This is a genomic window from Kitasatospora sp. NPDC043950 (assembly GCF_056435345.1).
This window is the reverse complement of the sequence record NZ_JBWKER010000088.1, coordinates 1-26,068: the sequence shown is the minus strand read 5'-3', so window position 1 is coordinate 26,068 and position 26,068 is coordinate 1. Positions and strand designations below refer to the sequence as shown.

At 69.9% G+C, this 26,068-nt stretch carries 20 protein-coding genes and 2 pseudogenes; 15 read left to right on the top strand and 7 right to left on the bottom strand.

Features of this window, described 5'->3' with window-relative positions; translation table 11 throughout:
• Nucleotides 1-133 precede the first annotated feature (133 nt).
• The 3 genes from AC07BF_RS35705 to AC07BF_RS35695 form a co-directional block, all read right to left on the bottom strand.
• Nucleotides 134-367, bottom strand: a complete 234-nt coding sequence (locus tag AC07BF_RS35705) for a ferredoxin (RefSeq protein ID WP_363633301.1) — start codon at nucleotides 365-367, stop codon at nucleotides 134-136.
• A gap of 51 nt (nucleotides 368-418) precedes the next feature.
• A complete protein-coding gene (locus AC07BF_RS35700) occupies nucleotides 419-1,657 on the bottom strand; it encodes a cytochrome P450 (RefSeq protein ID WP_478334472.1) in 1,239 nt (412 codons plus the stop codon).
• Between the two features lie 138 nt (nucleotides 1,658-1,795).
• A complete protein-coding gene (locus tag AC07BF_RS35695; RefSeq protein WP_363588420.1) occupies nucleotides 1,796-2,278 on the bottom strand; it encodes a MarR family winged helix-turn-helix transcriptional regulator in 483 nt (160 codons plus the stop codon).
• Between the two features lie 126 nt (nucleotides 2,279-2,404).
• Here AC07BF_RS35695 and AC07BF_RS35690 point away from each other — a divergent pair, with 126 nt between their 5' ends.
• Entirely contained in the window at nucleotides 2,405-2,854 is a 450-nt protein-coding gene (locus AC07BF_RS35690) for an ATP-binding protein (RefSeq protein ID WP_363588418.1), read from the top strand.
• A gap of 188 nt (nucleotides 2,855-3,042) precedes the next feature.
• Here AC07BF_RS35690 and AC07BF_RS35685 read toward each other — a convergent pair whose 3' ends face one another.
• Together AC07BF_RS35685 and AC07BF_RS35680 are read right to left on the bottom strand one after the other, a co-directional pair.
• Nucleotides 3,043-3,636 (bottom strand): DinB family protein, encoded by a 594-nt coding sequence (locus tag AC07BF_RS35685; RefSeq protein WP_363588416.1) that lies wholly within the window; start codon nucleotides 3,634-3,636, stop codon nucleotides 3,043-3,045.
• 267 nt (nucleotides 3,637-3,903) lie between these two features.
• Nucleotides 3,904-6,096, bottom strand: a complete 2,193-nt coding sequence (locus AC07BF_RS35680) for an MMPL family transporter (protein WP_478334471.1) — start codon at nucleotides 6,094-6,096, stop codon at nucleotides 3,904-3,906.
• Between the two features lie 366 nt (nucleotides 6,097-6,462).
• Between AC07BF_RS35680 and AC07BF_RS35675 the strand changes: the two genes are divergently transcribed.
• The 3 genes and pseudogenes from AC07BF_RS35675 to AC07BF_RS35665 form a co-directional block, all read left to right on the top strand.
• Nucleotides 6,463-7,767 carry a histidine kinase gene (locus tag AC07BF_RS35675; protein ID WP_363588412.1) on the top strand — a complete coding sequence of 435 codons (1,305 nt, stop codon included), beginning with the start codon at nucleotides 6,463-6,465 and terminating at the stop codon, nucleotides 7,765-7,767.
• A pseudogene (locus AC07BF_RS35670) lies at nucleotides 7,764-8,184 on the top strand (response regulator); the annotation flags it as partial. The gene AC07BF_RS35675 and the pseudogene AC07BF_RS35670, both read left to right, overlap by 4 nt.
• Nucleotides 8,147-8,788, top strand: a pseudogene (locus AC07BF_RS35665) (IS701 family transposase); the annotation flags it as partial. The pseudogenes AC07BF_RS35670 and AC07BF_RS35665, both read left to right, overlap by 38 nt.
• 18 nt (nucleotides 8,789-8,806) lie before the next feature.
• Here the strand turns inward: AC07BF_RS35665 and AC07BF_RS35660 are convergent.
• Nucleotides 8,807-11,662, bottom strand: coding sequence for an AfsR/SARP family transcriptional regulator (locus AC07BF_RS35660; RefSeq protein ID WP_363633288.1), 2,856 nt, complete (start codon nucleotides 11,660-11,662; stop codon nucleotides 8,807-8,809).
• A 228-nt stretch (nucleotides 11,663-11,890) separates the two neighbouring features.
• Here AC07BF_RS35660 and AC07BF_RS35655 point away from each other — a divergent pair, with 228 nt between their 5' ends.
• The 11 genes from AC07BF_RS35655 (at nucleotide 11,891) to AC07BF_RS35605 (ending at nucleotide 24,630) form a co-directional block, all read left to right on the top strand.
• Nucleotides 11,891-12,463 carry a hypothetical protein gene (locus tag AC07BF_RS35655; RefSeq protein WP_363588408.1) on the top strand — a complete coding sequence of 191 codons (573 nt, stop codon included), beginning with the start codon at nucleotides 11,891-11,893 and terminating at the stop codon, nucleotides 12,461-12,463.
• Nucleotides 12,464-13,371: 908 nt separating this feature from the next.
• Nucleotides 13,372-13,608, top strand: a complete 237-nt coding sequence (locus tag AC07BF_RS35650) for a hypothetical protein (RefSeq protein ID WP_478334470.1) — start codon at nucleotides 13,372-13,374, stop codon at nucleotides 13,606-13,608.
• 319 nt (nucleotides 13,609-13,927) lie between these two features.
• Nucleotides 13,928-15,124, top strand: a complete 1,197-nt coding sequence (locus tag AC07BF_RS35645; RefSeq protein WP_400811907.1) for a terpene synthase family protein — start codon at nucleotides 13,928-13,930, stop codon at nucleotides 15,122-15,124.
• Nucleotides 15,125-15,265: 141 nt separating this feature from the next.
• Nucleotides 15,266-16,642, top strand: coding sequence for a cytochrome P450 (locus AC07BF_RS35640; RefSeq protein ID WP_363586037.1), 1,377 nt, complete (start codon nucleotides 15,266-15,268; stop codon nucleotides 16,640-16,642).
• Nucleotides 16,643-16,647: 5 nt separating this feature from the next.
• Entirely contained in the window at nucleotides 16,648-17,448 is an 801-nt protein-coding gene (locus AC07BF_RS35635) for a class I SAM-dependent methyltransferase (RefSeq protein ID WP_363586111.1), read from the top strand.
• A 1,159-nt stretch (nucleotides 17,449-18,607) separates the two neighbouring features.
• The gene (locus tag AC07BF_RS35630) at nucleotides 18,608-19,297 is read left to right on the top strand and encodes a tRNA-dependent cyclodipeptide synthase (RefSeq protein WP_478318915.1); all 690 of its coding nucleotides are present in this window, start codon (nucleotides 18,608-18,610) and stop codon (nucleotides 19,295-19,297) included.
• Between the two features lie 164 nt (nucleotides 19,298-19,461).
• The gene (locus tag AC07BF_RS35625) at nucleotides 19,462-20,463 is read left to right on the top strand and encodes a cytochrome P450 (RefSeq protein ID WP_478334469.1); all 1,002 of its coding nucleotides are present in this window, start codon (nucleotides 19,462-19,464) and stop codon (nucleotides 20,461-20,463) included.
• 27 nt (nucleotides 20,464-20,490) lie between these two features.
• Nucleotides 20,491-21,732, top strand: a complete 1,242-nt coding sequence (locus AC07BF_RS35620) for a cytochrome P450 (protein WP_363586040.1) — start codon at nucleotides 20,491-20,493, stop codon at nucleotides 21,730-21,732.
• Nucleotides 21,733-21,815: 83 nt separating this feature from the next.
• Nucleotides 21,816-23,318: an FAD-dependent monooxygenase gene (locus tag AC07BF_RS35615; RefSeq protein ID WP_363586041.1), complete on the top strand. Its 1,503-nt coding sequence runs from the start codon at nucleotides 21,816-21,818 to the stop codon at nucleotides 23,316-23,318.
• An 87-nt stretch (nucleotides 23,319-23,405) separates the two neighbouring features.
• Nucleotides 23,406-24,254 (top strand): class I SAM-dependent methyltransferase, encoded by an 849-nt coding sequence (locus tag AC07BF_RS35610; RefSeq protein ID WP_363586042.1) that lies wholly within the window; start codon nucleotides 23,406-23,408, stop codon nucleotides 24,252-24,254.
• Between the two features lie 82 nt (nucleotides 24,255-24,336).
• A complete protein-coding gene (locus AC07BF_RS35605; RefSeq protein WP_363586043.1) occupies nucleotides 24,337-24,630 on the top strand; it encodes a putative quinol monooxygenase in 294 nt (97 codons plus the stop codon).
• Between the two features lie 446 nt (nucleotides 24,631-25,076).
• On the opposite strand, the gene AC07BF_RS35600 is transcribed toward AC07BF_RS35605, so the two are convergent.
• The gene (locus AC07BF_RS35600; protein ID WP_400811916.1) at nucleotides 25,077-25,967 is read right to left on the bottom strand and encodes a transporter; all 891 of its coding nucleotides are present in this window, start codon (nucleotides 25,965-25,967) and stop codon (nucleotides 25,077-25,079) included.
• Nucleotides 25,968-26,068: the final 101 nt, after the last annotated feature.

The following is a 26,068-nucleotide window of genomic DNA, read 5'->3' as shown; positions in this document are numbered from 1 at the left end:
GACGCCGGTCCCGGCGTGGGGTTGGGGGGGGTCTCTCCCCAAATGAGGCTGGTGTCCCCCCCCCCCCCCCGGCGGGGGGGGTTCCCCCCCCCCCCCCCCCCCCCCCCCCAGGCCCCGACGATGACGATCCGCTTCACTGTTCGCCCTCCTGTTCCTCCTGTTCCGCTTTCTCCTGTTCCGCCACCCAGATCGCCTGGGCCGGGCAGAGGACGGCGGCCTGCCGGATGTCGTCCATCAGGTGGTCGGGCGGGGTCTCGGTGAGCAGGACGACGATGCCGTCCTCCTCACGCTGGTCGAACACCTCGGGCGCGGTCAGTACGCACTGGCCGGAGGCGACGCACTTGTGCTGGTCGACGATAACTTTCATCGGAATCCTCCTTGTCCGCACGGCACTCGTCCGCACGGTACTCGTCCGCGCTCACCAGATGACGGGCAGCGCGTAGACGCCATAGACGTTCCCGTCGTGCTTGAACGGGATCCGGTCCGGATCGACCGCGAGCCGCAAGGCGGGGACGCGGCGGTAGAGGGTGCCGTAGACGACCTGAAGCTCGACCCGGGCCAGCGGCTGGCCCAGGCACTGGTGGACGCCGAAGCCGAAGGCCACGTGGTGGCGGGGGTTGCGGGCGACGTCGAGCCGGTCGGGGTCGGGGAAGGCGGCGGGGTCGCGGTTGCCGATGTCGTTGGCGAGGACGACGCCTTCGCCGGCGTGGATGGTGACCCCGCCGATCTCGATGTCGGCCAGGGCCACGCGGCGCCGTCCGCTGTGCACGATGGTCAGGTAGCGCAGGAGTTCCTCGACCGTCGAGGCGATCAGCTTCGGATCGTCGCTCTCGCGCAGCCGGGCCAGCTGGTCGGGGTGTTGCAGCAGGGCCAGGGTGCCCAGCGCGATCATGTTCGCGGTGGTCTCGTGCCCGGCGATCAGCAGCAGTATCCCCATGTTGGCCGCCTCGTGCCGGGAGAGTTCGCCGCCCCTGACCCGCTCGGCGAGGGCGGAGAGCAGGTCGTCGGTCGGGTGAGCGAGCTTGTCGCCGATCAGCCGGTCCAGGTAGTCGGTCAGCTGCTGGGTGGCAGCCCGTGCCTGCTCCGGGGTCGTGGTGCGCTTGACGAGGAGCCTGCTGTTGGCCTGGAAGAAGTCGTGGTCGGCGTACGGGACGCCGAGCAGCGCGCAGATCACCAGTGAGGGCACCGGCAGCGCGAACGCCTGGACCAGGTCCACCGGCTTGGGCCCGGCGAGCATGGCGTCGATCAGGTCGTCGACGATCTTCTGAACGGTCGGCCGCAGCGCCTCCACCTGCTTGATGGCGAAGGTCGCGGTGACCATCCGGCGCAGCCGGGCGTGTTCCGGATCGTCCATGGTGATGAAGGTCCGTGACTGCCTGCGGCGCTCCTTCGTGGCCGGGCTCTGGTGGGGGTAGTGCGGGTGGGTGCTCTCCGAGCTGATCCGCGGATCGGCCAGCAGGGTCCGCACGTCCTCGTAGCGGGTGACCAGCCACGGGGTGCTGCCGTCCCACAGCCGCACCCGGCTGATCGGGGCCTGCTCCTGCAGGGTGTGCAGGGTCGGCGGTGGGTCGAACGGGCAGCCGGCTGCCCGGGTCATGGGGTAGTCCGGTACCTCCGCCGGCGGGACGTCGGTGCCGGATGCCGAGATGGTGCTCATGGTTCTCCGCCCTTTCGGAAGTCCGATAGGAGGGCAGGTGGCGGGATCGGGGCCCGGCGCGCGCGGGGCGCGAGACGGGGCAGCGGAGCAGGTCCTGCCGCCTGCGGGAGGAGATGTCGAAGAGGGTGCCCCGAGGGTTCAGGAAGCCGTTCCGCCACGGGTGGTGCGGGGCGACGGGACTTCCCGGAGCAGCTGGCGGACGATGGGCAAGGCCGCGTGCATGGCCTCGCTCAGCGCTTGCACGTCCTGATCGGGCAGCGCGGTCAGCAGGCCGGCCACCCGGGTTCGCTGCGCGCGGTGGCGCTCGGCCAGCAGCTCGTGCCCGGCATCCGTGATGGCGACGAGGCAGACACGCCCGTCCTCGGGATCCGCCATCCGCGACGCCAGGCCCTGGCGTTCCAGTCGTTGTACCAGCGCGGTCATCGACGGTTGGGCGATGCCCTCCGCCGCTGCCAGCGCGGTCAGCCGGATCGGACCCTCCCGCTCCAGCCGGCCGAGCGCCGCGACGGTGGTCAGGCTCATGCCCTGCCGGTCCGACAGGAGATGCCTGACCAGCCCGGTGGCCAGCTCGTTCAGTGCCGCCGCCACCTCCTGGAGACCCTCTTCGGGTGTCCCATCCATACCTCATCTATATCACTCATCTATATTGACTGTCTATGTATCTGAGTGATATAGATGGGAAGTGGATCGTTAGGGGTTCTGGTCACAGCCAAGGCGCCACCGCGGCGCCGGAAGAAGGTGATGACCGTGATCCGCACCTACGCCCCGGACATCTCCCCATGGCCGGTTATGGCCCGGCGCTCGCCGCCATCGGGCCACGCCTGGGCCCTGGCGCACCGCCCGGAAGCCGCCGGAGACGCCCGCAAGATCACCCAAGAGGTCCTCGCAGGGTGGCGGGTCGCCGACGATGCGGCCGACTCGGTGCTGCTGACCGTCTCGGAACTCGTCACCAACGCCGTCGAGCACGCCGAACCTCCACTGCACCTCCGACTGAGCCGCGCCCAGGGCGCCCGGCGGGTGCACATCGAAGTCTGCGACGGAGGCCCTGCGGCCGCGCAGGGCGGTTGGGCGGCCAGCTGTACCCGCGGTGAGCACGGCCGCGGGCTGCAGATCATCGACCGGCTCACCGTCGCGCACGGCGACCGCGCGGAGCTCGGACACGCCGTCCACTGGGCCGACGTCGCCACCGCGGCCTGACCGACCGACGTTGGGAGCGGTCCAGGGAGCGGTGGTGGACCTCGGGCGGGAAGTCCAGTGGCGCGCACTCTGCGGTGGGCGCTCTGCGACAACTGCGGCACCGGGTGGGGAGGTAGGCGACAACACGAGCTACCCCGGCAAGCCCCTACCTCCCCGAACGAACTCAGCTCGGCTCGGCTCGGCTCAGCTCAGCTCGGCTTGGCCTGGGCCTCCTTGGCGGACGCCTCCAGCCTGTTCCAGTACTCCTGGTACCAGGCCTCGTCGCCGCCGTCCATGTTGCTGTTGGTCTCCCGCATGCCGGCCTTGCCGTCGATCAGCTCGCGGACGATGTCGGCGTGGCCGGCGTGACGGTTCGTCTCGGCCGTCATGTGCAGCATGATCCGCTGAAGCGTCACGTCGCCGTCGTCGCCCCACCACGCGACGTGGCCCATCGCATCGAGCGGCAGCGCCTCGATCGTCGCGTCCGCGTGCGCCCAGGCGCGGTGGTAGAGGCCGAGGACGTCCTCGCGTGACTCGTCGGCGGGTGCCCACATGTCCGAGTTGGGCTCGGAGCCCTCCTCGTGCCAGGGGAGGGATTCGTTGTGCGGGCGGCCGAACGTCGGGCCGAAGTACCCGAGTTCGACGCTGGCGAGGTGCTTGACGAGGCCGAGGAGGTTGGTGCCGGTCGGCGTCAGGGGGCGCCGGACGTCGTACTCGGACAATCCGTCCAGCTTCCAGATGATGGCTTCGCGGGCCGCCTTGAGGTAGCGGTGCAGGTCGTCTTTGGGGTCGTTGGGCTTCATGGGGCCGAGTCTCGCATCACCTGCCGACAATCCCGATTCGCAGGAAGAGCTCGTTGAGTTCCCGATCCCACAGATCCGTCGGCAGATCATCATTCACACCGATGCTCTCTCCCCGCCGCTGTCACTACATGCGGCGCGGCCACCCGTGGGTGGGACATCCACGTCAAAGCCGACCCACCCACGCCACAGCCCCGCTACGATCACCGCCCCCAGGGCGCTGACCAGGCCACATGGAGAACTCTCACTGGAGTACTGACGGCTCGCCGGTCAGGGCACCGGGACGCGGTACGGCTCCGGGGCCGGCTCGGCCCGGTGGTGGTGGCGGGCCGGGCGGAGCGGCCACCAGAGGGCGCGGCCGAGCAGGGCGGCGACGGCGGGCACCAGGACCAGGGACAGGACGACGGCGGAGAGCAGGATGCCGAGCGTCAGCGCGAAGGCGACCTGTTCGCTGCCCGGGGTGGCGGCGAGGGTCGCGAAGGAACCGGCCAGGACCAGGCTGGCCGTGGCGATGGCGGGCGTGGTGTGCCGTACGGCGCGGGCGACGGCGGCGCGGGGCGGGCCGGGGCGCTGCATCTCCTCGCGGATCCGGTCGGTGATGAGGATGTTGTAGTCGGTGCCCAGCGCCACGACGAACAGGAACAGCACCAGCGGGAGGGTGAAGCTGACGCCCGGTTCGCCCAGCCCGTGCTGGAACAGCAGGGTCGCGGCGCCGAGGGTGGCGGCGAAGCCGAGCCCGACAGAGAGCATCAGGACCAGCGGGGCGAGCAGGCTGCGCAGGAGCAGCAGCAGGATCAGGGCGATCAGGGCGGCCGCGACCGGGAAGACAATCGCCAGGTCGTGGTCGACGGCGGTGGAGATGTCGGCGAAGATCGCCGCCGTGCCGCCCACGTGGGCGCTGGTCCCGGCGGGTGTGTGGGCGGCGACCGCAGCGCGGACCGGGCCGGAGGCCAGGTCGCGGGCGCGCCGGCTCTGCGGGTCTGCGGTCAGGTAGAGGTCGATCCGGGCGGCGCGCCGGTCCCCGTTGAGGACGGTGCCGCCCGTCATGCCGACGCCATCGACCTGGGTGAGGGCGTGGGAGAGGCCGTCGAGCCGGCCGGGGGTGAGGGTGGTGCCGTCCGTGGTGACGACGTAGACGCTCGTCGGGTCGGAGACGCCGGCCGGCAGGGTGCGGGAGATCTCGGCGGCGGTGGCGGCGGCCGGGGTCCGGTCGCCGGCGCCGCCGAGGCCGTAGTCCATCCGGATCCCGGTCATCCCGGCGGCCAGCGCGCCGAGCAGGGCGAGGGCGGCGAGCAGCATGGGCAGTGGCCGCCGGGCGACGAGCGTGCCGAAGCGGGCGGCGAAGCCCTCGCCCGGCTGGCGACGCAGGCTGCGGGAGGGCCAGAACATGCCGCGGCCGCAGGCGGCGAGCAGGGCGGGCATCATGGTGAGACTGCCCAGCAGCATGACCAGGACGGCGACGGCGATGGCCGGGCCGAGCGAGCGGAACTGACCGAAGCTGGCCACGCCGAGGGTGGCGAAGGCGGCGACGATGGTCAGCGCGGCCGAGGTGATCGCGGTGCCCACCCGGGCGGTCACCTGGGCGGCGGCTTCGCGGGCGGGCTGCTCGGGCCGGGCCCGCAGGTGCTCACGGAAACGGAAGAGCAGGAAGAGCAGGTAGTCGACGCCGATGCCGAGCAGGACCACGGAGACCAGCCCGGGGGTGCCGGCGTCGAGCTTGAGGCCGGTCAGCGTCGCGGCGACGGCCACGGCTCCGCCGGCCACGCTGCCGATCATGGCGACGGCGAGCAGCGGCAGCAGGGCCGCCGCCACGCTGCGGAACACCAGCACGTTGAGCAGGACGATCAGCCCCATGACGAGCGCGCTGCCGACCGTCGCGGCGGTGCGGTGGGAGTCGGCGGTGTCCACGGCGTCGGCCAGTCCCCCGGTGAACCCGGTGCGCATCCCGGCGTCGGCGAACTGGGCCCGGGTGGCGTCCCGGAACGCCCGGTAGACGCCTTGGACGCCCTCGTCCGCGGCGTTGCCGGTCAGTTCGACGGAGAGCAGTTCGAAGCCGCGGTCGGGTGCCACCATGGCCGGGGCGACCCGGGGGGTCTGGGACCGGTCGGGGACGAGGAAGGCCGGCTCGTCGTCCTTCCTGGGCATGACGACCCGGCGCTGGGCGAGCTTCGCCGCCTCGGCCTCGACCCGCTGCTGGTCGGCGGCGGTGAGCGCCCGGCCGTCGGTCCTGGCGACCAGCACCGTGACCGTGGTGGCGTCGGGCTTCATCCCGAAGTTCTCCTCGGCGATCCGCAGCGCGGCGGCCGAGTCGTAGCTCTTGGGCAGGAAGTCCCCGGTCTGGGACTGGGTGACGCGGGCGAGCAGCATCGGGCTCAGCAGGGCCATGGAGATTGCCAGCACCACCCAGAGGGTGATCACCTTCCACGGGTTCCTGGTGGAGTATCCGGTCAGTGCGCGGATCACGGTTTCCTCCGGCGGTGGACGCGAGCGTCCGCAAGGTCGGTCTCGGCTCCGGGGGTTCCCGGCCGGGTTCCAGACCATCACCCGGGGTGGGCCGCGGACGTCCCTGCGACGGACGATCCGCACCGGGGCCCCTGCTCCTCGGCCGGGCCCGGACCCGGGACCGTGGTCCTGGTCCGGGCCCCCGTGATCGGCCGTGGGGACCATGCCGGGGCGGGGTGGGCCAATGCCAGAATGGTTCATCGGGCCTGTTCAGAGCCTGTGCAGGGTCTGAAACAGGGTCTGATCGGGGTCTGATCGGGCTCGTCAGGGCTTGTCAGGGCTCATCGGTGAGGCGCGGCGCGGGCCGGGCACGGAGGGGGAACGGACATGGGCGGTCATCAGCGCCCCGCGATGGACGCGGCACTCGGGGCGGACCCGCCGCACCCGGCGCACCGGGCGAGCGGGAGCCCGGGGCCCGGCGGGGTGGCGGACGCGCCGCCGGAGACCGACGGCGCGCCGTGGACCCACACCGACGCGCTGGTGGCCGCCGGCGCCTGCACGCTCGACCTGCTCAACTACCTGCTCTTCAGCGAGATGGACGGGGTACGCCGGGTGACCCCGCCGGGCCTGCTCCTCGTCGCGCTGTCGGCCCTGCCGCTGCTCGTCCGGCGCCGCCACCCGGTGCCGGCGCTCGCCGTGGTCCTGGTCGTCGAGTCCGCGATCGACCTGTCCACACCGGCGAGCACCCACTTCGGCGCCGTCCTGATGGTCAGCCTGTACTCGGTCGCCCGGGCCCGCCCCGCCCCGGTGGCGGCGGCCGCCGCGGCGGTGACGACGGTGCTGACCACGCTGAGCCAGAGCCACCTGCGCGTCCCCTCCTGGCAGGCGCTCGCCGGCACCTCCTGCTCCACCCTGCTCGTGGCCGGCGTCGGCCTCGCCGTGGCGCGCTGGCAGCGGGAGGTCGCGGCCAACCGCAAACTGCTGGCCGACCGCGCGGTGGCCGACGAACGCCGCCGCATCGCACGGGAGTTGCACGACATCGTGGCGCACCACATCACCACCATGCAGCTGATGGCCGGCGGCGCCCGGGCCAACCTCACCCACCCGGAGGTGGTCCGGGACGCCCTGGTCACCCTGGAGTCCTCCGGGCGACTGGCCCTGCGGGAGATGCGCCAGCTCCTGGACGTCCTGCGGGCCGGCGACGAACCGGACACCGCCCCGCCCTCGCCCCAGCCCGGGGCCGAGGACCTCGGCCGACTGGTGGACGAGTCCCGGGTGGCCGGCCTGCCGACCGACTTCGGCGTCCACGGGCCCCGCCGCCCGCTGCCGCCCACCGTCGGCCTGACCGTGTTCCGGATCGTCCAGGAGGGCCTCACCAACGCCCGCAAGCACGCCGGGCCCGCCCGCGCGACCGTCACCCTGACGTACGGTCCGGACCGGGTCACCGTCGAGGTGCGCGACGACGGGGGCACGGCGGGCACGGGCGGCGCCGCACCGCAGGAGGCGGCGCCGGCCGGCGGCCGGAGCGGGTACGGCCTGATCGGCATGCGCGAGCGCGTCGCCCTGCACGGCGGCACCCTGCGGACCGGACCACGTCCGGAGGGCGGCTTCGCCGTCCTGGCCGACCTGCCACTGGCCCCGGAGGAGACGGCCGACGCGGCCGTCCAGCACGGAACGGCGACGGCCCGGTGAGGTCGAACGACGGCGGCCCGGTGGGCGCGGTGGCACCGGGCCGCCGGGTCCTCATCGCCGACGACCAGCCGCTGGTGCGGCGCGGCCTGCCCCTGATCCTCTCCCCGACCCGTCCTTCGAGGTGGTGGGCGAGGCCGAGAACGGGGAGCAGGCTGTCACCGCCGCCCGCCTGCTGCGCCCCGACGTCGTGGTGATGGACATCCGGATGCCCGTGCTCGACGGGGTCGGCGCGACCCGGGAGCCGGCCCGCACCCTCCCTTTCTGCCGAGTCCTCGCCCTCAGCACCTTCGACATGGACGAGTACGTGGTGGCCGCGCTGCGCGCCGGCGCCAACGGGTTCCTGCCCAAGGACTCCCGCCGGAGGAACTGGGCGCGGCGATCCGCACCGTCCACGCCGGCGAGGCTAGGACGCTTCCGCCGACTGCTGGAACAGTCCGGTGTCGGCTATGTCCTGGCAGTGCCCAAGTCCCAGTTCAGCGTGGGCTGTCCACGTATCGACCGGCTGTTCTCCCAGGCCCCGGCCGAGGCCTGGCAGCGGATCTCGTGCGGGGACGGTGCCAAGGGACCGTGTATCTACGACAGGGCGGCCATCCGGCTGCCCGCGGTGGCGGAGTTCGGCTACCAGGGCGAGGTCCAGGCTCGCCAGCGGTGGGCACTGGCCCGCCGCAGTCTGAGCAGGCCCGACGAGATCGCCTACTACCTCGCCTACTCACAACTCGAAACGAATGTTGAGCAGTTGGTGCGAATTGCCGGGACGCGCTGGGCGATCGAGGAGTGCTTCCAGGCTGCGAAGAACGAATGCGGCCTGGATCAGTACGAGGTCCGTCGCTACACCGGCTGGATGCGGCACATCACCCCGGCCATGCTCGCCCACGCCTTCCTGGCCGCGATGGCGGCGGCATCAAAGGGGGCTGCAGAAACGGTTCCCGCGCCTTGGTGGACCTCACCACCGAGCACGCCGCCCGGCTGCTCGACTCCCTCGGCCCCGACCCCACGGCCGGGCCGGTCGGTGGCCACCTGAGCGGCGAGTCGGCCGAGGCTAGCGCCGCCGGTCGATCGTGGCGGGCGGAGCGAAGCCCAGTGCGGCCAGGATCGGCAGGTTCGAGGTCAGCTGGTGCGCGGGCAGCTCCGCGTAGATCTCGTGCGCGGAGTCCCAGGCCTGACGTGAGCGCTGCTCGCACCCCAGCGCCCGGTGGGCGGCGGCCAGTCCCGCCAAGGCGTGGGCCCGCTGGGCGGGATAGCCCGTCAGACGGCTGCTCACGGCGAGGGATCGTTCGTAGTGCCCGACCGCCCCCTCCGGCCGCCCGAGGGCGTGCTGCGCCGCCGCCAGGGTGTTGAGCAGAGAGCAGTCCATCGGCCCGTTCCGCTGGGCCCTGGGCCGGGCGAGCACGCGGCTCGCGTGGTCCGATGCTTCCTGGTAGCGGCCCAGGAGCAGGTAGGTCGGGGCCAGGCTGGTACGGCAGAGGTCGGCCGTCCAGTCATCGGTCTCCGGGCCGTCGGCCGTCAGCAGGTCGAGGGCCCGCTCGTAGTACTCCCCGGCGTCGGCGTAGCGGCCCGTGAAGTAGTGGTAAGCGCCGAGGTAGGCCAGCGCCCGGCCCTCGGTGCACCGGTCGCCGGCGTCGTGGGCGAGGACCCTGGCCCGCTGGAACGTCCGCCGGGACAGGGTGAGTTCGCCCAGGGCGCCCCAGACGTGGCCCAGATCGTTGAGGCCGTGCGCCTGGGCGCTCAGGTCGCCCAGGCGGCGGGCGGCGGCCACGGCCGTCCGGCCCAGGGCCACCCCTTCGGTCTGCGGCGAGGTGCGGTGGAGGTAGCTCCACAGCAGCGCGGGCAGTTTCCAGGCCGTTTCGTCGTGCCCCCGCTCGTAGGCGTGGTGGGCGGTGGCGAGCAGGTTCGCCCGCTGGTCGTCGTACCAGCGGGTGGCCTGTTCGGGGCCGGTGAGGTCGGCCACCCGCAGGCCCTCGGGCGGCGGGCCGAGCGGGACCTGCCGCCGCCCGGGGGTCAGCACCCGGGCAGCGGCGTGCGCGTGGTGCAGGCACCACGCGTGCCAGCGCTCGAGCAGCTCCCGCTGTTCCTCCGGGCTCTCCTCGCGGGTGCCCAGCTCGGCCGCGAAGAGCTTCAGCAGGTCGTGGAAGCGGTAGCGACCCAGTGACGGCTCGGCGAGCAGATGGGCGGTGGTCAGGCGGCCGAGGAGCCGTTCGCACTCGTCGACGGCGGCCGCGGACAGGGTGGCGGCTACGGGGGCGCTGATGTCCACCCCCGGGAACAGGCCGAGCCGGCGGAACAGACGCCGGGCGGCGGGGTCGAGCGCCCGGTAGGACAGGCCGAAGGCCGACCGCAGGGAGGAGCGGTCGTCACCTCCGGCCTCCAGGGCGCCCAGGCGGTCGGTGGAGGAGGCCAGCTCGTCGGCGAAGGCGGCGAGATCACGCTGAGGCCGGTCGCGCAGCTGGGCCGCGGCGATGCCGAGTGCCAGCGGGAGGTGCCCGCAGGCGTCGAGCAGCCGGGCACCGGCCTGCCGCTGCGCCTCGGCGGCGCCGACGCCCAGGACACGGGCGAGCAGCGCCTGTCCCTCGGCGGGGGTGAAGCCGTCGAGTCCGACCCGGTGGGCGCCCTCGCGGGCGACGAGCCCGGTGAGACGGTCCCGGCTGGTGATCACGACGGCGCAGCCGCTGCCGCCCGGTAGCAGTGGCCTGACGTGCTCCGGGCCGGCGGCGTCGTCGAGGACGACGAGCATCCGCCGCTCCGCCAGCAGTGACCGGTAGAGCGCGGACGCCTCGTCCAGCTGGGCCGGTATCGACTCGGCCGGCACGCCCAGCGCGCGCAGGAACGCCGCCAGCACCCCGTGCGGGGAGCGGGGGCCGGCGGCGGACCAGCCCCGCAGGTCCGCGAAGAGCCGTCCGTCGGGGAACCGCTCCCGCGTGAGGTGGGCCCAGTGCAGCGCCAGCACGGACTTCCCGACTCCGGCGGCACCCGTGATCACGGCGCACGGTGTCGCCGTTGGGCGGGCGCCGGGCTCTCCGGTGGTCAGCACCCGGTCCAGTACGAGCAGTTCGGGGGCGCGGCCGACGAACACGGAGAGGCCGGAAGGGAGCTGCTCGGGTCGCGGGTCCGCTGGGGGCACTGTAGGGGCGACACCGGTGCTCGGGGCGGTCCGGTCCGGACGGGCGGTCGGTGCCGGACAGGGGAGGAGGAGGGCCCGTTGGAGGGCCTGGGCCTCAGGTGTCGGGTCCAGCCCCAGGTCCTCGGAGAGCCGGGAGGCATGGCGCCGGTAGGCCTCGAGCCCGTCGCTGTGTCGGCCGGAGCGGTGCAGGGCGGTCAGCAGCTGCCGCACCAGGCGGTCACGGAGCGGGAAATCGGCGACCAGGCCGGTCAGTTCCGCGGCGACCTCGCGATGCCGCCCCGCCTCCAGCTCCAGTTCGTAGAGCCGCTCCAGCACGGCCATCCGCTGCTCCTCCAGGCCGGCCGCGAGGGCGGCGAAGGCCAGGCCGGGCAACCCGTCCAGCGCGGGGCCGCGCCACAGCTCCAGGGCTTCGCGCAGCCGGGGGACGGCCTGGGCCGCGTCCAGGTCCTCTGTCGCCGCGGCCCGGGAGGCGAACAGGCGGTGGTCCACCTGGGCGTCGTCCGCCACCAGCCGGTATCCCGCGCCGTCGGTCACGATGGGGGAGGCCGGACCCGTGCCGAGCGCGCGGCGCAGCAGGCCGACCATGTTGCGGATCTGGCGGTCCGCCGTGGCCGGAGGGTCCTGGTCCCAGACCGCGTCGACCAGCCGGGGGAGCGGGACGGTCCGGTTCGAGTGCGCCACGAGCATCGCCAGCAGACTCCGCTGACGGCGTCCGCCCAACCGTACGGGAGCGGCCCCGGCTCGCACCTCCAGGGACCCCAGGATCCTGAACTCCATTTCCCCCCATCGGCGATATTGAGACAACTCACCCGGGAGACGACAGTATTGACGAAGCGTCACTCCGTGCGTCCCGGGCGTGTCGCCTGAACTGTCACGTGCCGGCACACGGCAGCGCGCGTCACGATAGAGCAGTGATCAGATCATGCCAGAATCGTGCAGCCGATTGAGAGTGTTGCCGTGCACCGGCCGAAAGGCGCCGGTCTTCGACCCAGGAGTTGATCAACCATGGCACACTCCCTCAAGCGCATCGGATCCGTCCTCGCGGCGACGGCGATCGCACTGTCCTTGTCCGGCGCGGCCACGGCCGTCGCTCAACCCACGACGGCCGGAGACTCGACCCGGCACTGCGTGGTGAACGCGCAGGGCGGCCAGGCACAGTGCTTCGGCACCTACCGGGAGGCCATCAGCTACGCCACCGGCGGGCGGGTCGCCGACGCTCCGCCGACCGCCGCCGAGGCCGCCCGCGACAGCACGTTCGCCAAGGAACTGAACAGCCCGGCCGGCCTCTCCGACCTGGTGGTCCTGGGGACGATCTACCAGGACTTCTTCTTCGGGGGCCAATCGGTGACCTTCACCGGCCCGCACGCGTGCTACAACGGGAACGCCGCCGACTACTCCTTCGACATCCCCGCCCCGCTCCAGGACCACGTCTACTCGGTGCGCCCGTACGCCAACTGCTGGTTCAACCTGTTCACCGGATTCCAGGCCACCGGCTACGAGAGCCCCAGCTACAAGGGTGAGACCGTCTCGGTGGACGAGGCCTGGCGCACCCACGCCAAGTCGTTGACGCTCGGCTGAGCCACGCTCCCGGCACCCCCACTCCGCCCCACTCGGAGGGTCCCCTCCCCGGCAACCTCGGCAACCTCGGTAGCCGCGGGGGCACAGCCGGGGCAGGGGCGCATGACCGGCCAGCGGCATCTGTCACGCTTCGTCACCGGCGATGACGGACAGAGCCGTTGGTGCAGATCCCGGTCATGAGGGGCTGGTGGATCGACGGGCCCTGGTAGGGGCGTGTTCGTGACTGGTCACCAGGTGATCAGGACGTAGCTGTCGCCCCCGCGGGATCCGGAGGCGTTCCGGGCGTTGGCGCCGGCGGCGCCGGACTTGTCGTCGGGGCCAGGCGGGTTCTCGCCGCCGGTGCCGCCGCCCGGTGCCGCCGGTCGAGGCGCGGCCGTGTTCGAGCTTCAGGGTGAAGGCGCGTCAGACGAGTTCTGCAGGTCGTTGGTGGCTCCGGCCCTTGTGGCGAGGGAGGCGGGAAGCCGGGGCAGTGTCGCTGTCGAGGTGGGGCCGCCAGCGGGTTGAGTCCGGCGAAGGAGAGCGCCGGAACATCCGGGCAGGCCGGAACGGGCCTGGCCGGTTCCGGCCTGCCCAAGGTCCTTTCGAGGCTCCTGACCGGTGGTGAGACTGGTGACCGCCGTCAGGGAGCACCTGCCTGGGGCGCACACCGGACCAGGTGTCACCGACCGCTGCTCCTGCAGGACAGCCGTCACGGCCCGGTGTGTGCCGAGCACCACGCACGGCCGATCCCACCCCTCTCTCCCCGCTGGAGCACCGTCATGCCCTCGAAGACGTCCAAGCTGCTGCGCGTCACGCTCGCCGCAGCGGACATAGGCTGACCCAACTACCAACCGGAGGAGCGTCACACCGTGGGACCGACCGTCGACAGGCCAGCGCCGCAGGTTACCGTCGCAGACATCCGTACCCTTTTGGACTCTTCCGCTGAGTTCCCCGTTCTGTACATCAACTACGGTCCTGGCAGCGGGGGCACCGAAGCGGAGTTGGACGTGTGGGCCGCAGGCCTGGTCTACCAGGCGGACATCGTCCTCACCCGCGCGACCGCTGTGGACCTGCTCGGCGAGGAACCCAACAGCGAGACCATCGCGGCGTTCCTGCCGAAGGTTCAGCAGGCTGTGGACCAGATGATCTCGGTCCGAGGCATGTGAAGCCGACCTGCTGCTTGAGGACCGTCTCATCCGGCCGTAGACCCGGCACCATGCCGCCTCCCCGGTCTGCGGCGATCAGCTCCCCGCCGCCCCCGTCCGCTCCCGGTGCTCTTCCGTAACGGCCCGGGCGGGCGAACCAGACGCGCGTGGTGCAGAGCCGACCAGGTTTCCCCGAAGCAGCGCTATTCGCCTTGGAGTAGTACGCCACTGCTCCGGCTGTAGGTCTTGAGCGTGAGGCTCCAAGGGCCTCGATGACTAAAAATCATGATAAAGCACATCAAGTGTCCAGGTTTAGTTCCTCTCCCACGGGACATCAACCTTGCACCCCGCGAACAGGGTTGCACCGTTTTCCGTCGTCGGATTCCTCAATCAAAGATCACTTTTCGAGGTTGAAATGCCTGAACACTTCAGTCGGCTGACTCTCTACTGCCCCATCGAAAGAGCTGAGAACCCGGCCAGATTGGCAATCAATGAAAGCACGATGGCCTGGGCTGCCAAGCAGGGAATCCCTTCCGACCGGGAACGTCGGGAACGGTTTTCGACGATGCGGCCAGGAGCGCTCGCGGCGGGCGTTGTGCCGCACGGCAAGGAGGAAGGGCTCGCCGCTTTCGCTGATTACCACACCTGGCTCTTCGCATTTGACGACGATTACTGCGACGAGGCCGAGAACGCGGACATGGATGTCACCGAGTGGGCGGCTTTCCTGGCGCGGCTCCACAGGGTGGCCGAAACCGGGGACATCGGGCTCCTGCCGGACAACGCCTATGCCTGGGCGCTCCGTGATGTAGCGTCACGCATCTCTGCATGCGCGACACCCACGCAGTTCTGCGACTGGGCTGACGCCGTCCGGTCCTACTTCGCCGCTCTGGTCTGGGAGCGGTCGCGGCGGCGAAACGGTGAGAAGCCCCAGAGGCTGGACGACTACTTGTTACTGCGCCTGCGCAACGGTGCGATGCAGAGCAGTATCGCGCTGTTGGACGTGGCCAACGGATACGTTTTGCCGCAGGAGTTGCGTGATACGCCCGAGGTCCGGGCTCTGGTGGAGATGTGCGCGGTCCTCGTCTCCCTCGACAACGATATCTTCTCTCATCACAAGGAGTCCCAGCGCGGCTCTTTGGAGGTGAACCTCCTGGATGTGCTGGCATCGGAGCGGCAGACAACGACCGCGGAGTCGCTCCATGAGGCCGTCGTGTTGCGCAACACGGTGATGCGCCGCTTCGTCGAACTGAGCGAGCGTACGGTGACGCCGGAGGTCGGTGCCGAACTCCGGCGGTTCGTCGAGAGTCTTGGCCGATGGGTGCGCGCCAACCTGGATTTCAGCCTTGTCACCACGCGCTATGCCGGTCCGGTACGGGAGCGTCTCGTTCTCAGCCCGCACGCACCGGATCCGCGGCCGACGGAGGAGGCATCAGCCCTTGATTCCGCCGTGATCGGCTGGTGGTGGCGCACTCCGGACGCCGCACCGGCGGGTGAACGTCGGCGGCCGTCCCGGCGGGCAGACCCGCCCACTTGGTGAACGCGCTCCGGACGGCTGCCCCGCCTGTCCCGGCCGTCCGGACCGGGGTCTGCGGACCCGGCCAGGTCAACCCGTCCGACGGTGAACCCCGCGCCCGGGACTGACGAAGACGAGGCGCAATCCACCACAGCACAGGAGGCCATGCCTACCGTGACAACCACCTACACGATGGCGACCGCTCCGGGAGCCCTGCCCGTGCTGGGCCACGCGCTCGCGCTCGCCCGCAGACCACTGGACTTCGTGAGGCAACTGCCCGCACACGGCGATCTCGTACGGATCAAACTGGGACCGCAGACCATGCACATGGTCTGCCATCCCGACCTGCTCCACCAGGTCCTCGCCGAGGACCGCGTCTACGACAAGGGCGGGCCCATTTTCGACAAGTTCCGAGAGCTGGCGGGCAACGGCCTGCTGGGCTGCCCGGCCCACGACCACCGCCGACAACGCAGGCTCGTCCAGCCGGCCTTCCAGCGCGGACGGCTGCCCGGGTACGCGACGATGACGAGCCAGGAGATCACGGCACTTACCAGCACCTGGCACAACGGCCAGGTCCTCGACGTCACCAAGGCGATGTACCAGCTCACCACGGCCGTCACGGCGCGGTGCATGTTCGCCGCCGACATGGACGCCTCCGATTCCGCCGCCCTCTACGGCAGCGTCGAGGCCATCACCCGCGGCATCGCCCGACGGGCCATGATGCCCGTGCCGATGGCCGACAAGCTCCCCACCCGCGGCAACCGCCGCTTCGACCAGGCCCGGGTCCACGTCCGGCGGCTCACCGACACTCTGATCGCCAACCACCGCGCCGACGGCGTCGACCGGGGCGACCTACTGTCCACCCTGCTGGCCCCCCAGGAGGAGGGCGGGCTGGGCCTGACCGACGACGAGATCCACGAACAGGTTCTCACCTTCCTCCTCGCCGGGATCGACACCACCGCCATCCTGCTCTCCTGGGCCTGGCACCTGATCGGCGCCCACCCCGACATCCAGGACAGGCTCCAGGCCGAGGTCGACACCGTCCTCGACGGCCGCCCCGCGCAGCACGCCGACCTGCCCGCGCTGGAAGTGACCGACAGGATCGTCAGCGAGACGCTCCGCCTGTATCCGTCGGCATGGCTCTTCACCCGGAACACCACCAGCGACACCGTACTGGGCGGACACCGTCTCCCCGCGGGCACCACCATGATGTTCAGCGCCTACCAGGTCCACCGCCGCGCCGACCTCTACCCTGCTCCTGACAGCTTCGACCCCGATCGCTGGCAGGGCGCGGGCAAGCCCCCGCCGGGCACGCTGCTGCCCTTCGGGAGCGGGCCGCGCAAGTGCATCGGCGAGGTCTTCGCCCGCAACGAGGCGACACTCGCCCTCGCCTCCATCGCCGCACGCTGGCAGCTCGACCCGGTTCCCGGCCGGCCCGTCCACCCCGCCCGCCGAATCACGCTCACACCCAACGCCCTCTCCATGCGCCTGCGGCAACGGTGGCCGGGACAGCCACCGAACACCCCGGAGGCTTCGTCGTGACCGAGATGGCCAACGGGCTCGCAGCACAGAAGTACGGGGCGGGGCTCCTCGACCACCACATCCCCCAGGAAGAGGCGCGGCTGCGTGCCCTCGAGGCGTACCTCGACCCCACCACACGCTCCGTCATCACTCGTCTCGGCATCCAGCCGGGCTGGCGGTGCCTTGAGCTCGGAGGCGGTGCCGGCTCCGTCGCGCGCTGGCTGGCCGAGCAGTGTGCCCCAGGGGAGGTCGTGGGCACCGACATCAGCACCGCCCTGCTGCCCCGGGACGTGCCCAACCTGTCCGTCCGACGCCACGATGTCGTCCGGGAGGACTTTCCGGCGGCCTCCTTCGACCTCGTCCATGCCCGAGCACTGCTGGAACACCTGCCGGAGCGAGCAGAAGTCCTCGGCAAGATGGCGCGCTGGACCGCACCGGGAGGCTGGGTGTGCGTGGAGACGGTCATGGCGGTCCATCCCCCGGCCGGCACCCGGAACGCCTACCAGCGCTGTCTCAACGCCGTGTTCACCCTGTCCGAGAACGTGATGCGCACCGAGCAGCGATGGGGCACCGCACTGCCGGGACTCCTCTCACAGGCAGGTCTGACCGATATCGGCGTCCACTGCACCCCGGGCCTGGTGGGCAGGAACGGCAACGCCGACGCCTTCCTGCGGCTCTCCCTGGAGCAAATCGGCCCAGCCCTGATCCGCGAACGTCTCACCACACCCGAAGAACTGACGGACTGTACGAAGCTTTTGGAAGGCGGAGAGTACACCGACCTCGCCCTCCTGACCCTGTCCACCTGGGGCCGACGCACCCGCCACTGACTCCCCATGAGCTGATTCCATCCTGAAATCCACAGGTCACGGGCGCCGGCGTGGTGCGCCGGCGTGGTGCGGGGGCAGGGTGCTCGGGCAGGTCACGGGCTTGATCGTGCTCTGGTGATCGTCCGCCGGCGGGAGATCGCGGTGTCGATCGCCACGATCAGGGCACGCACGAGCCGCATGCGTCTTCTCCGGTGCTCAGCCGGAGCAGTCGGTAAGGCGATCCCGCGTTCGGGGTGGGAGACCCCGAACGCGTGGACGTCTGTGATCAGCGGCAGATCGTCACGGGTTGCGGAGCGACAGTGGCCACAAGCGCTCCTTCGTGGGGACGACGCTGTCGCTGCCGCCGCCGAAAGGGTATCCAGTGGGCGGCTGGATGCGGTTGAACCGCCGGTGATTGGTCATGGTGTAAGCGCCGGAGGCGGTGAGTACCAGCCGGCCCAAGGGCCGGCATTCGGGGAAGCGCGGCACGGTGTGCCTGCCGTCGCCACGAATAGCGAAGATGTCGTCGCCGAGGGTGTGTTCCGCGAACAACCCGGGGAGATCGGGGCCGAAGTGGCCTGGCCATCGGAGGCGCGGTGGGCAGTACGCACGGCCGGCGCCAAGGCGCGAGGCCCCAGGCGCAGGCGTCGACATCACCACACGGTTGCCGACGTGCGGGTGGTGCCGCCGAGCCGAGCGGACCTCGGTGAGGAAGATCCGTGGATGGCGAGGATCGTGCCGACGGGCTCGAAATGCAGCCGAGGGAAAGTATATTCGAACTAAATTTCCATTAACGAACACAATGGCGATTTCCACTGCCCACCACCGAGGGCGGCCTCCCGGGCCTAAACTAATACAGCAATAAGGTCTATCGAATGTTCATAACATCCCGTAGTGTGTAGCAGCACGGCGAGGAGGCGTCGGCGCACTGCGGAGTGATCACGGGTGATGCGCACGGCTCGACCGTCGAGTTGTATTGGCGCCGCCCGCAGGGCTGCCGTGACGAGAAGACAGGTTTCGTCTCCAAATGACCTGAGCCGTTCGGGCAGAGAATTCGGTGTGAATTCTGGCGTGACGGCCTTCTCTCTTCGGGCCGCCCACTTCATGGCGGACTTTCAGACCTGGCGACCGGGAAAGGTATTGGCATGAGAACGTGGCATACAGATGCAGGTAAGCGGTGGTGACCGTGGATTTCCTGATTCGACCACAGAGCGAGAATTGCCGTCGGATCGCCGATGCCTCCGACCACTGCGTCGTGGGTCTGAGCCCGTTCAACGGCTACTACACACCATGCCGGGTGGAGGCGTTGGTCCAGTGGGCAGCCGGACATTTCACGAGGGTCGACGTTCTCGTTCCCGGATTCGAGGCGGCACATACCCTCACCGCTGCGGGCGTCAGGCCGCTGGAGGCAGTGGGGCGTGTGCGGCGAGCTGTGAACCAGCTCAGGAATCCCGCGGTGCTTGCGCTGTCGCGTGCCGGTGTGTCCACGCCGGAAAGGCGCGTCCATACCTGGACTCAGCTGATGAGCCGACCCGAGTACGCGGCGTTGCGTGAGCGGGCCAGAGCGGCATACCGAGTCGATCCCGCCCTCAGGGCGGCCTGCCGGGCGGTTGCCCGGGGAGCGGTCCAGTCCATCGCGGATACGGAGCCCGGTGAGGAGCAGATCGACGCCTGCGTCAGTTATCCGATCGCAGAGTTGCCGCTGATCGTGGACAGCCCGTCGATCTTTGACGTGGCTTCTTCGGTGTTCGTCTACCACCGGCGGATCGAGCTCGCCGCGGCCCTGCTCGCCGGTCCGGCGACCGGGCTGCGGTCAGCTGCACAACAGGGGTTCGTGGTGGCCGAGCCCGTACTGCCGGGTGGTTCGTGATGAGGCAGCTCAGGCAGCTCCCGATGCCGGCGAGGACACCGGAAGTACCGTTGAGGTTTCCCTTCGTGCTGGGCCCCCTGGGCACGCCTCCGCCCGTGATCCACTGGGCACGCCGACGGCAGCCGGTCTGCCCGGTCGAGCTTCCGGGCGGATCCTGGCTGTGGATGATCTCCCGCCGGGACGACATCCTGCGAGTATTCACCGACCCGGACCTCGTGCGCCTGAGCGATGCCGCTGAAGCACTTCCCCCTCCGGCCGGGATCAGCGGGGCAGCGCGCTCGCGGGCCGGGCAGCCGGGTGCCGAGTATTGCGCGACGTGGGCGGTGGAATCCCACCGGGCCTCGATCGTGAAACAGACGGGTCTCGTCCTGGACGCCATGGAAACCGGGAACAACCCTGCCGATCTGCTGGAACAACTGGCAGCGCCGCTAACAGCCGCCGTGTGCCGCGATGTCTTCGGGCTGTCATTCGATCCCCAGGAATTGCGGAACCTTCTGATCCAGGAAGAGCCGACAGGAAATTCGGCTGTCAGGCACCCGGTCCTGCACTCGCTCACAGAGCACCTCCGGGATGGCCCCGTCCGCGGTAATGCCGCCGGTACGCCCTTTAAAGCCCGCGAACAGCGGGAGGCCGACACTGAACCGTCGCACACCGTGGTGACAGGCTTGCTCGTCCGGTGCGCGAGGTCACTCTTCTCGGCATTGCTGACCGGACCGTTCACTCTCCTGCTCCACCCCAAACCGCTACGGGAGTGCCTGCGCGATCCAGTGCTGTGGCGGGCGGCAGCCGGGGAACTCCGCCGCTACCACCCGGGCACGGTGCTCGGCCCCACCCATATCGCGCTCAGAGACCTGGAACTACACGGCACCCTGATCAAGGCCCGAGACGCGGTATGCGCCTCGCCCCTCGGCGCGGCCTGGGACGAGGAGCACTACCCCACCCCGGCGAAATTCGACATCCATCGTCCGGACGCCGGGTCCACAGACCTTCGCACGGATCCTGGGCCCCTGGCAGACGACGCCCTCAGCAGGCTGGTTCTCACCATCGTCTGCCCCGCCCTGTTCGAGCGCTTCCCACAACTGCGCCTGGCCGTGTATGAACACGAGATTCCCTGGAGAAATGATCTGACGTTCATCCGCCCCGCCTGTCTGCCCGTGGCCTGGTGACGGCCAACCCGATGAGAGGAGAACACCATGCATCCGACTGCCCGCATCATCAGCGTCCTGTCCGACAAGTTCGCCCGGGACCCGTACGCCTGGTATCCCCAGCTGCGGGAGAACGACCCCGTCCACTACGAACCCGGCATCGGCGCCTACTTCCTGAGCCGGCACGAAGACGTTCGCCGGGTTCTGACCGAGGACCAGATCTTCACCACCCAAGCCTTACGGGAACGGGCCGAGCCGGTCATGCGCGGTCGCGTCCTGGCACAGATGACCGGCGCCGAACACACCGCCAAACACCGGACAATGATCCGCGGATACACCGGGCCGATGCTGGAAGACCAGATCCCGCTCATCCGCCGCAACGTGGAGCAGCTCATCCGCCCCCATCTGCGGCGCGGCCGGTTCGACCTGGTGAAGGACTTCGGACAGCAGCTGGCGATCTGGGTCGCGCTGGACAGTCTTGGACTGCCCAAGGACAACTGGCGGAATGTGCACTCCTGGTTCCAGGGCGTGGCCGAATTCGTGACGAGCGTCACTCTGACCGAGGAGCGATACCGGCATTGCGTCCAGTGCGCCCGCCGGCTGGAGGACTATCTGCGGCCCTTCATCGAGGAACGGCGCGAGAACCCCGGCCAGGATGTGATCTCGTTGATGTGCCACACGGAGTACGAGAGCGGGAGGATGAGCCTGCACGAGGTCACCGCTCTGTGCCACAACGTGCTCCTCGCCGCGACCGAACCGGCGGACAAGACACTGGCCCTGCTGTTCCGGCATCTGATCACCCACCCCGATCAGATGGCCCTGGTCCGCGGCGATCCCGGACTGGTGACCAACGCCATCGCGGAGACGCTCCGCTACACACCGCCCGTGCAACTGATCCCCCGCAGGACAGCGGAGAACGTCGAGATCTCCGGCGTCGCCATACCCGCCGAGACCATGGTCTGGTGCATGCTCGCCGCCGCCAACCGCGACCCGCGTGTCTTCGAACGGCCCGACACCTTCGACCTCCAGCGCACCGACCTCGGTCCCGAACGGTCCTTCACCGCCGCCGCTACCCACTTCGGGTTCGGCGCGGGCATGCACTCGTGCGTCGGGGCCGCATTCGCGCGCAGGGAACTGGAGACGGTCGTGACGATGCTGCTGGCCCTCATGGAGAACATCGGCTTCCCCGAGGACGCCTCCTACGAAGAGACCGGCTTCTACTCCCGCGGCCCCGAATCACTCACCCTCACATTCGATCCCACCGCGGAAGGACGGCTCCTGGCTGCCTGAACCACCAGAAAGGGGAAACCGCATACAGCCGGCTGCGACCTCCTCCGCATCACGATGACGGAGGACCGGAAAGGGGACATGCCGTGGACAGTAATCGCCACCACACATCTGTTCTGATTGCCGGAGGAGGACCTGCCGGACTGGTCCTGGCGGTGGAACTGGCCCGTCGGCACGTCGACTTCCGGATCATCGACGCCGGCGCGGGTCCCTTTCCGGGATCACGGGGCAAGGGTCTCCAGCCGCGCACCCTGGAGATCTTCGACGACCTCGGAATCATCGACTCAGTACAGGCGGAGGGAGCGCCGCTGCCGCCGATGGTGGCCTGGGAGGAGGGAAGGATCGTCAGGGAGTGGGACGTCATCGCCCGTGGCGAGCCCACTGGGGCCACGCCCTATGCCGAGCCCCTGATGCTTCCTCAGTCGCGCACCCAGGAACTGCTTCGCGAGCGACTGCTGAATCTGGGCCACCGTGTCGAGTTCGGAGCGCGGCTCGACGGATTCTCCCAGGACGAGGCCGGCGTGCTGGCCCAGGTTGTCCGGACCGACGGAGGTACGCGGGAGATCGCGGCCGACTACCTGGTCGGGGCAGACGGGGGCGGCAGCACCGTACGGAAAATCCTGGGTGTGAGGTTCGACCGCGAAGACGTGGACACCCGGCCGCTGCTCGTGGCCGATGCCGATATTCCCGGACTGGACCGCGAGCACTGGCACACCTGGGGTGACGCGGTCGGCATCATGACCGCGATCTGTCCCGTCGCCAGAACGGACTACTTCCAGGTCATCGCACGGTTCGCGACGGGAACCCCCGACCCCGCTCCCGAGCGGGTCCGCGAACTGGTGGCCGCCCGCACGGGAGTGCGGGTGCGGAAGGTGCTGTGGTCATCGGTCTTCCGGGCACGAGCAGCGCTGGCGGAGCACTTCCGGGTCGGCCGGGTGTTCCTGGCCGGTGACTCCGCGCATGTTCATTCCCCGGCGGGCGGCCAGGGCATCAACGCGAGCATCCAGGATGCCTACAACCTGGGATGGAAACTGGCGCTCGCGGCAACCGGCCAGGCAGCACCCTCGCTCCTGGACTCCTACGAGGCGGAGCGCCGGCCCGCTGCGGCGGAGGTGCTTGGAGTGAGCACTCGCATCCACCAAGGGGCGGGTCGGGTCAGGGAGCTGGCCGCGCGCCGTGACCGCACCACGCACCATCTGGCACTCGGATACCGGGGTATTCCACCCAACGCGGAGATGCGCCCCGCTCTCGTCGAGGAAGCCCTCCACGCGGGGGACCGCGCTCCGGATGCCCCTTGTACCGACCGTGGCGGAGCCCCGGTACGTCTCTTCGATCTCTTCCGCGGACCCCACTTCACCCTTCTTTCCTTCGGAAGTCCGCCCATCCAGCCTGTCAGCGCCCGGGGTCCCGCGGTGATCCGCGTGGTGCGCGTCGGCCACGACGTCTCGGACCCCGCGGGGTTCGCCTCCCGCGCGTACGCACCGCACGGCCTGTTCCTCGTACGACCGGACGGATACATCTCGCTGGCCACCGAGACTCCAAGTGAGGTGACCAGTCATCTTCGCTCACTCGGCATACATGTCGGATGACCGGCGGGACCCTGATCTGGGCTGCTCGTGCTCGCGTCGGCGGCCCTGCACCGCTCGTCGGGCCCGGAGGAACCAGAGAGGCAGACCATGACCGACCCGGACCGTCCGCAACCCGCCCCCTACGTTCTGGATTCAGCCGCCCGAGCGGATCTCGAATTCGACCGCCTGCGCACGATCGAGCAGGTCTACGACCCCGGAACCGAGGAGATCCTCACCCGGGTGAACCCGGCACCCGGGTGGTCATGCCTCGAAGTCGGCGCGGGAGCGGGCAGTATCGCCCGTCTCCTGGCATCTCTCGCCGGAGAGACCGGAAGAGTGGTGGCAACCGACAGCGATCCGCGATTTCTGAGGAACATCGCACATCCCGGGGTCGAAGTGATCGAACACGACATCACCGCAGGCCCTCTGCCACCAGGTTCCTGGGATCTGATCCACGCCAGATCCGTACTGGAGCATCTGCCGGACCCCGAATCCGTCCTGGCCCGGCTGATCCCCTCGCTGGCACCACACGGGCAGCTCTTCGCCGAAGCGATCGACGTCAGTCGCGAGACACTCGCCATCGCCGCCAAACACGCCCCGGACAGAAGAGCGGCCACAGCCTTCCTGGAGTTCGCAACCGCGGTGCACCGGCTGATGACACTCGCCGGAGCACACCCCGAACTCGGCAGCACCCTCCCGGTGCTCCTCGCCGCCCAGGGTCTGGAGGGCATCACCCACCAGCGGCGACACCCCCTCGTCTCCGGTGGAAAACGCGGCTTCTACGCGCTCACGCTCGCCCGCCTCGCACCGTCGTTCCAGGACCACGGTCTGCTCGACACCGCCGATCGACGGCTCTCCTCCCTGTTCGACGACCCGTCCATGGTCTTCCCCGCACTCCCCATCGGCGCTGCCCATGGACACACCCCCGCGGTCGGACGGCGACAGCGGAGAACCTGAAGAGCCGGTCCGCCAGGAAGGGCGGAGAGCGCCCATCCGAACGGAACAACACGCAAACGGAACACCGAGAGAGGCGAAGCCGATGAGTGAAGTAACGGTTGTGGGCCGGGTCGTCGCCAGGGCGGGCAAGGAGGCAGAACTCGCACAACTGCTCCAGGCGGTCATCGAACCCACCCGGAACGAGGAGGGAAGCCTGCACTACTCCATCCAGCAGAGCATCGAAACCCCGGAGGAATTCATCGCCATCGAGCGGTGGCGACACACCGAAGACCTCCAGCGCCACTTCCGAAGCGCGCACTCCCAGCACCTCGCCGCCGCGGTGGAATCACTCCTGGCGGAACCGATCAAGATCACAACTTACCGGGAGCTGACATGAGATGAGAGTCCCCACGAGGGCGACCGCTAACCCCACGGAGACTGCACGGACAAGACCTGAGGCCAGGCCCCATGTCCAGCGCAGACTCCGAGCTGCCGTCTCCAGCACCCGGGACCAGCCTGGGAAGCCCTCCTGGGGAACACCCCGGGCTTCACCCTCGCCCCGCCGCGCTGGAAGCCACCACACCCGAGACCTACCTGGCCATCAATCCGGACGACCTGCTCCGCCGCTGAGCCGGCCAACCAGGACCACCACCCTCTCGGGCGATGACGGCGGAACATAGCCGTGGTTCCCCGGTTCGCGAAACCGGAGAACCACTGGACCATTGATTACTCCACCGCCACGCCCTGCCCACACCGTCGAGAGGCACCAGAACGACCATCCCACCCACAACTTCACACCAGACCCCAGCGGAGCCCGTCACACGCACACGGGATCGAGCCCTCCTACGCCGCGGCGCAGCTGAGGCGGAACAGATCCTGAGCCCGCTCCAAGTCCCGCTCCGTGCGAAGCTGGACTTCCAGGTCACCGGTTCCGTGGTGGCCGAGTCCTGTCACGTCCCGGGTGAAGCCGGGGACGAGATCAACCGTGCCCGGGTCGGCCTTCAGGTAGACGAGGAGCTTGGCCTGCTGGGGCGGGCAGAGGCAGGCGAAGTTCCGCAGCCGCTGATAGGCCCGGTACTGCTTGCGCTGCACGGGAACGATGTCGTCTCCGAGCCCGAGCAGCGCCTCGTCGACCGCGGCGGCCAGCTCCGTCATCGCCCCGCCCGCCGTACGCTCGCTCCGGCCCCCGGCCGCGCGCAGGCGGGAGGCCATCCGGGAAGCAGCGGCGTGTCCGGTGACGGAGGCCACCGTTTCCAGCCCGATGTGGTGATCGCCGTAGAAGCGGTAGCGTACGAGATCGATGCTGCGGCGGTGCTCGCGTACGGCGTGGACGTCATAGCGGGTGAAGTCACCGGCCACACAGATCAGCCTTGGCGCGCTCCACAAGACCCCGGCCGCAGCCTCGGCGCCGAGCCGGTCACGCACCAGTCGCTGGAACTCGTCCCGGTGGTCCATCAGCCAGGACAGATAGAACAGCCCCTGGTGGATCACCCCGGCGTCAGTCGCCCGCTTGTACTCGACGATCACCGGCGCACCGTTCTCGTCAAGACCCAGCGAGTCGATCCGCCCGCCGTGCACAGGGCCGGTGCTGTACTCGCTCGCCAGGAACCGCACCCCCAGCATCGTCTCCATGTGCGCCTCGACGAGATCCTGCACATCCGCCTCGACCTCAGCAAGACGCGGTGCGACCTCCGCCACCCCGCTTGTCGTATGGAACAGCCTCAGCCCCGACACCTTCCCGGGGCTTCACCCTGGTTGGTAGACACGGGTTTGTGTGGTTATGCGGCGAGCGCCAGGGTAGCTGACTGCTGCTGCTCGTAGGTGACGGGGCTGAC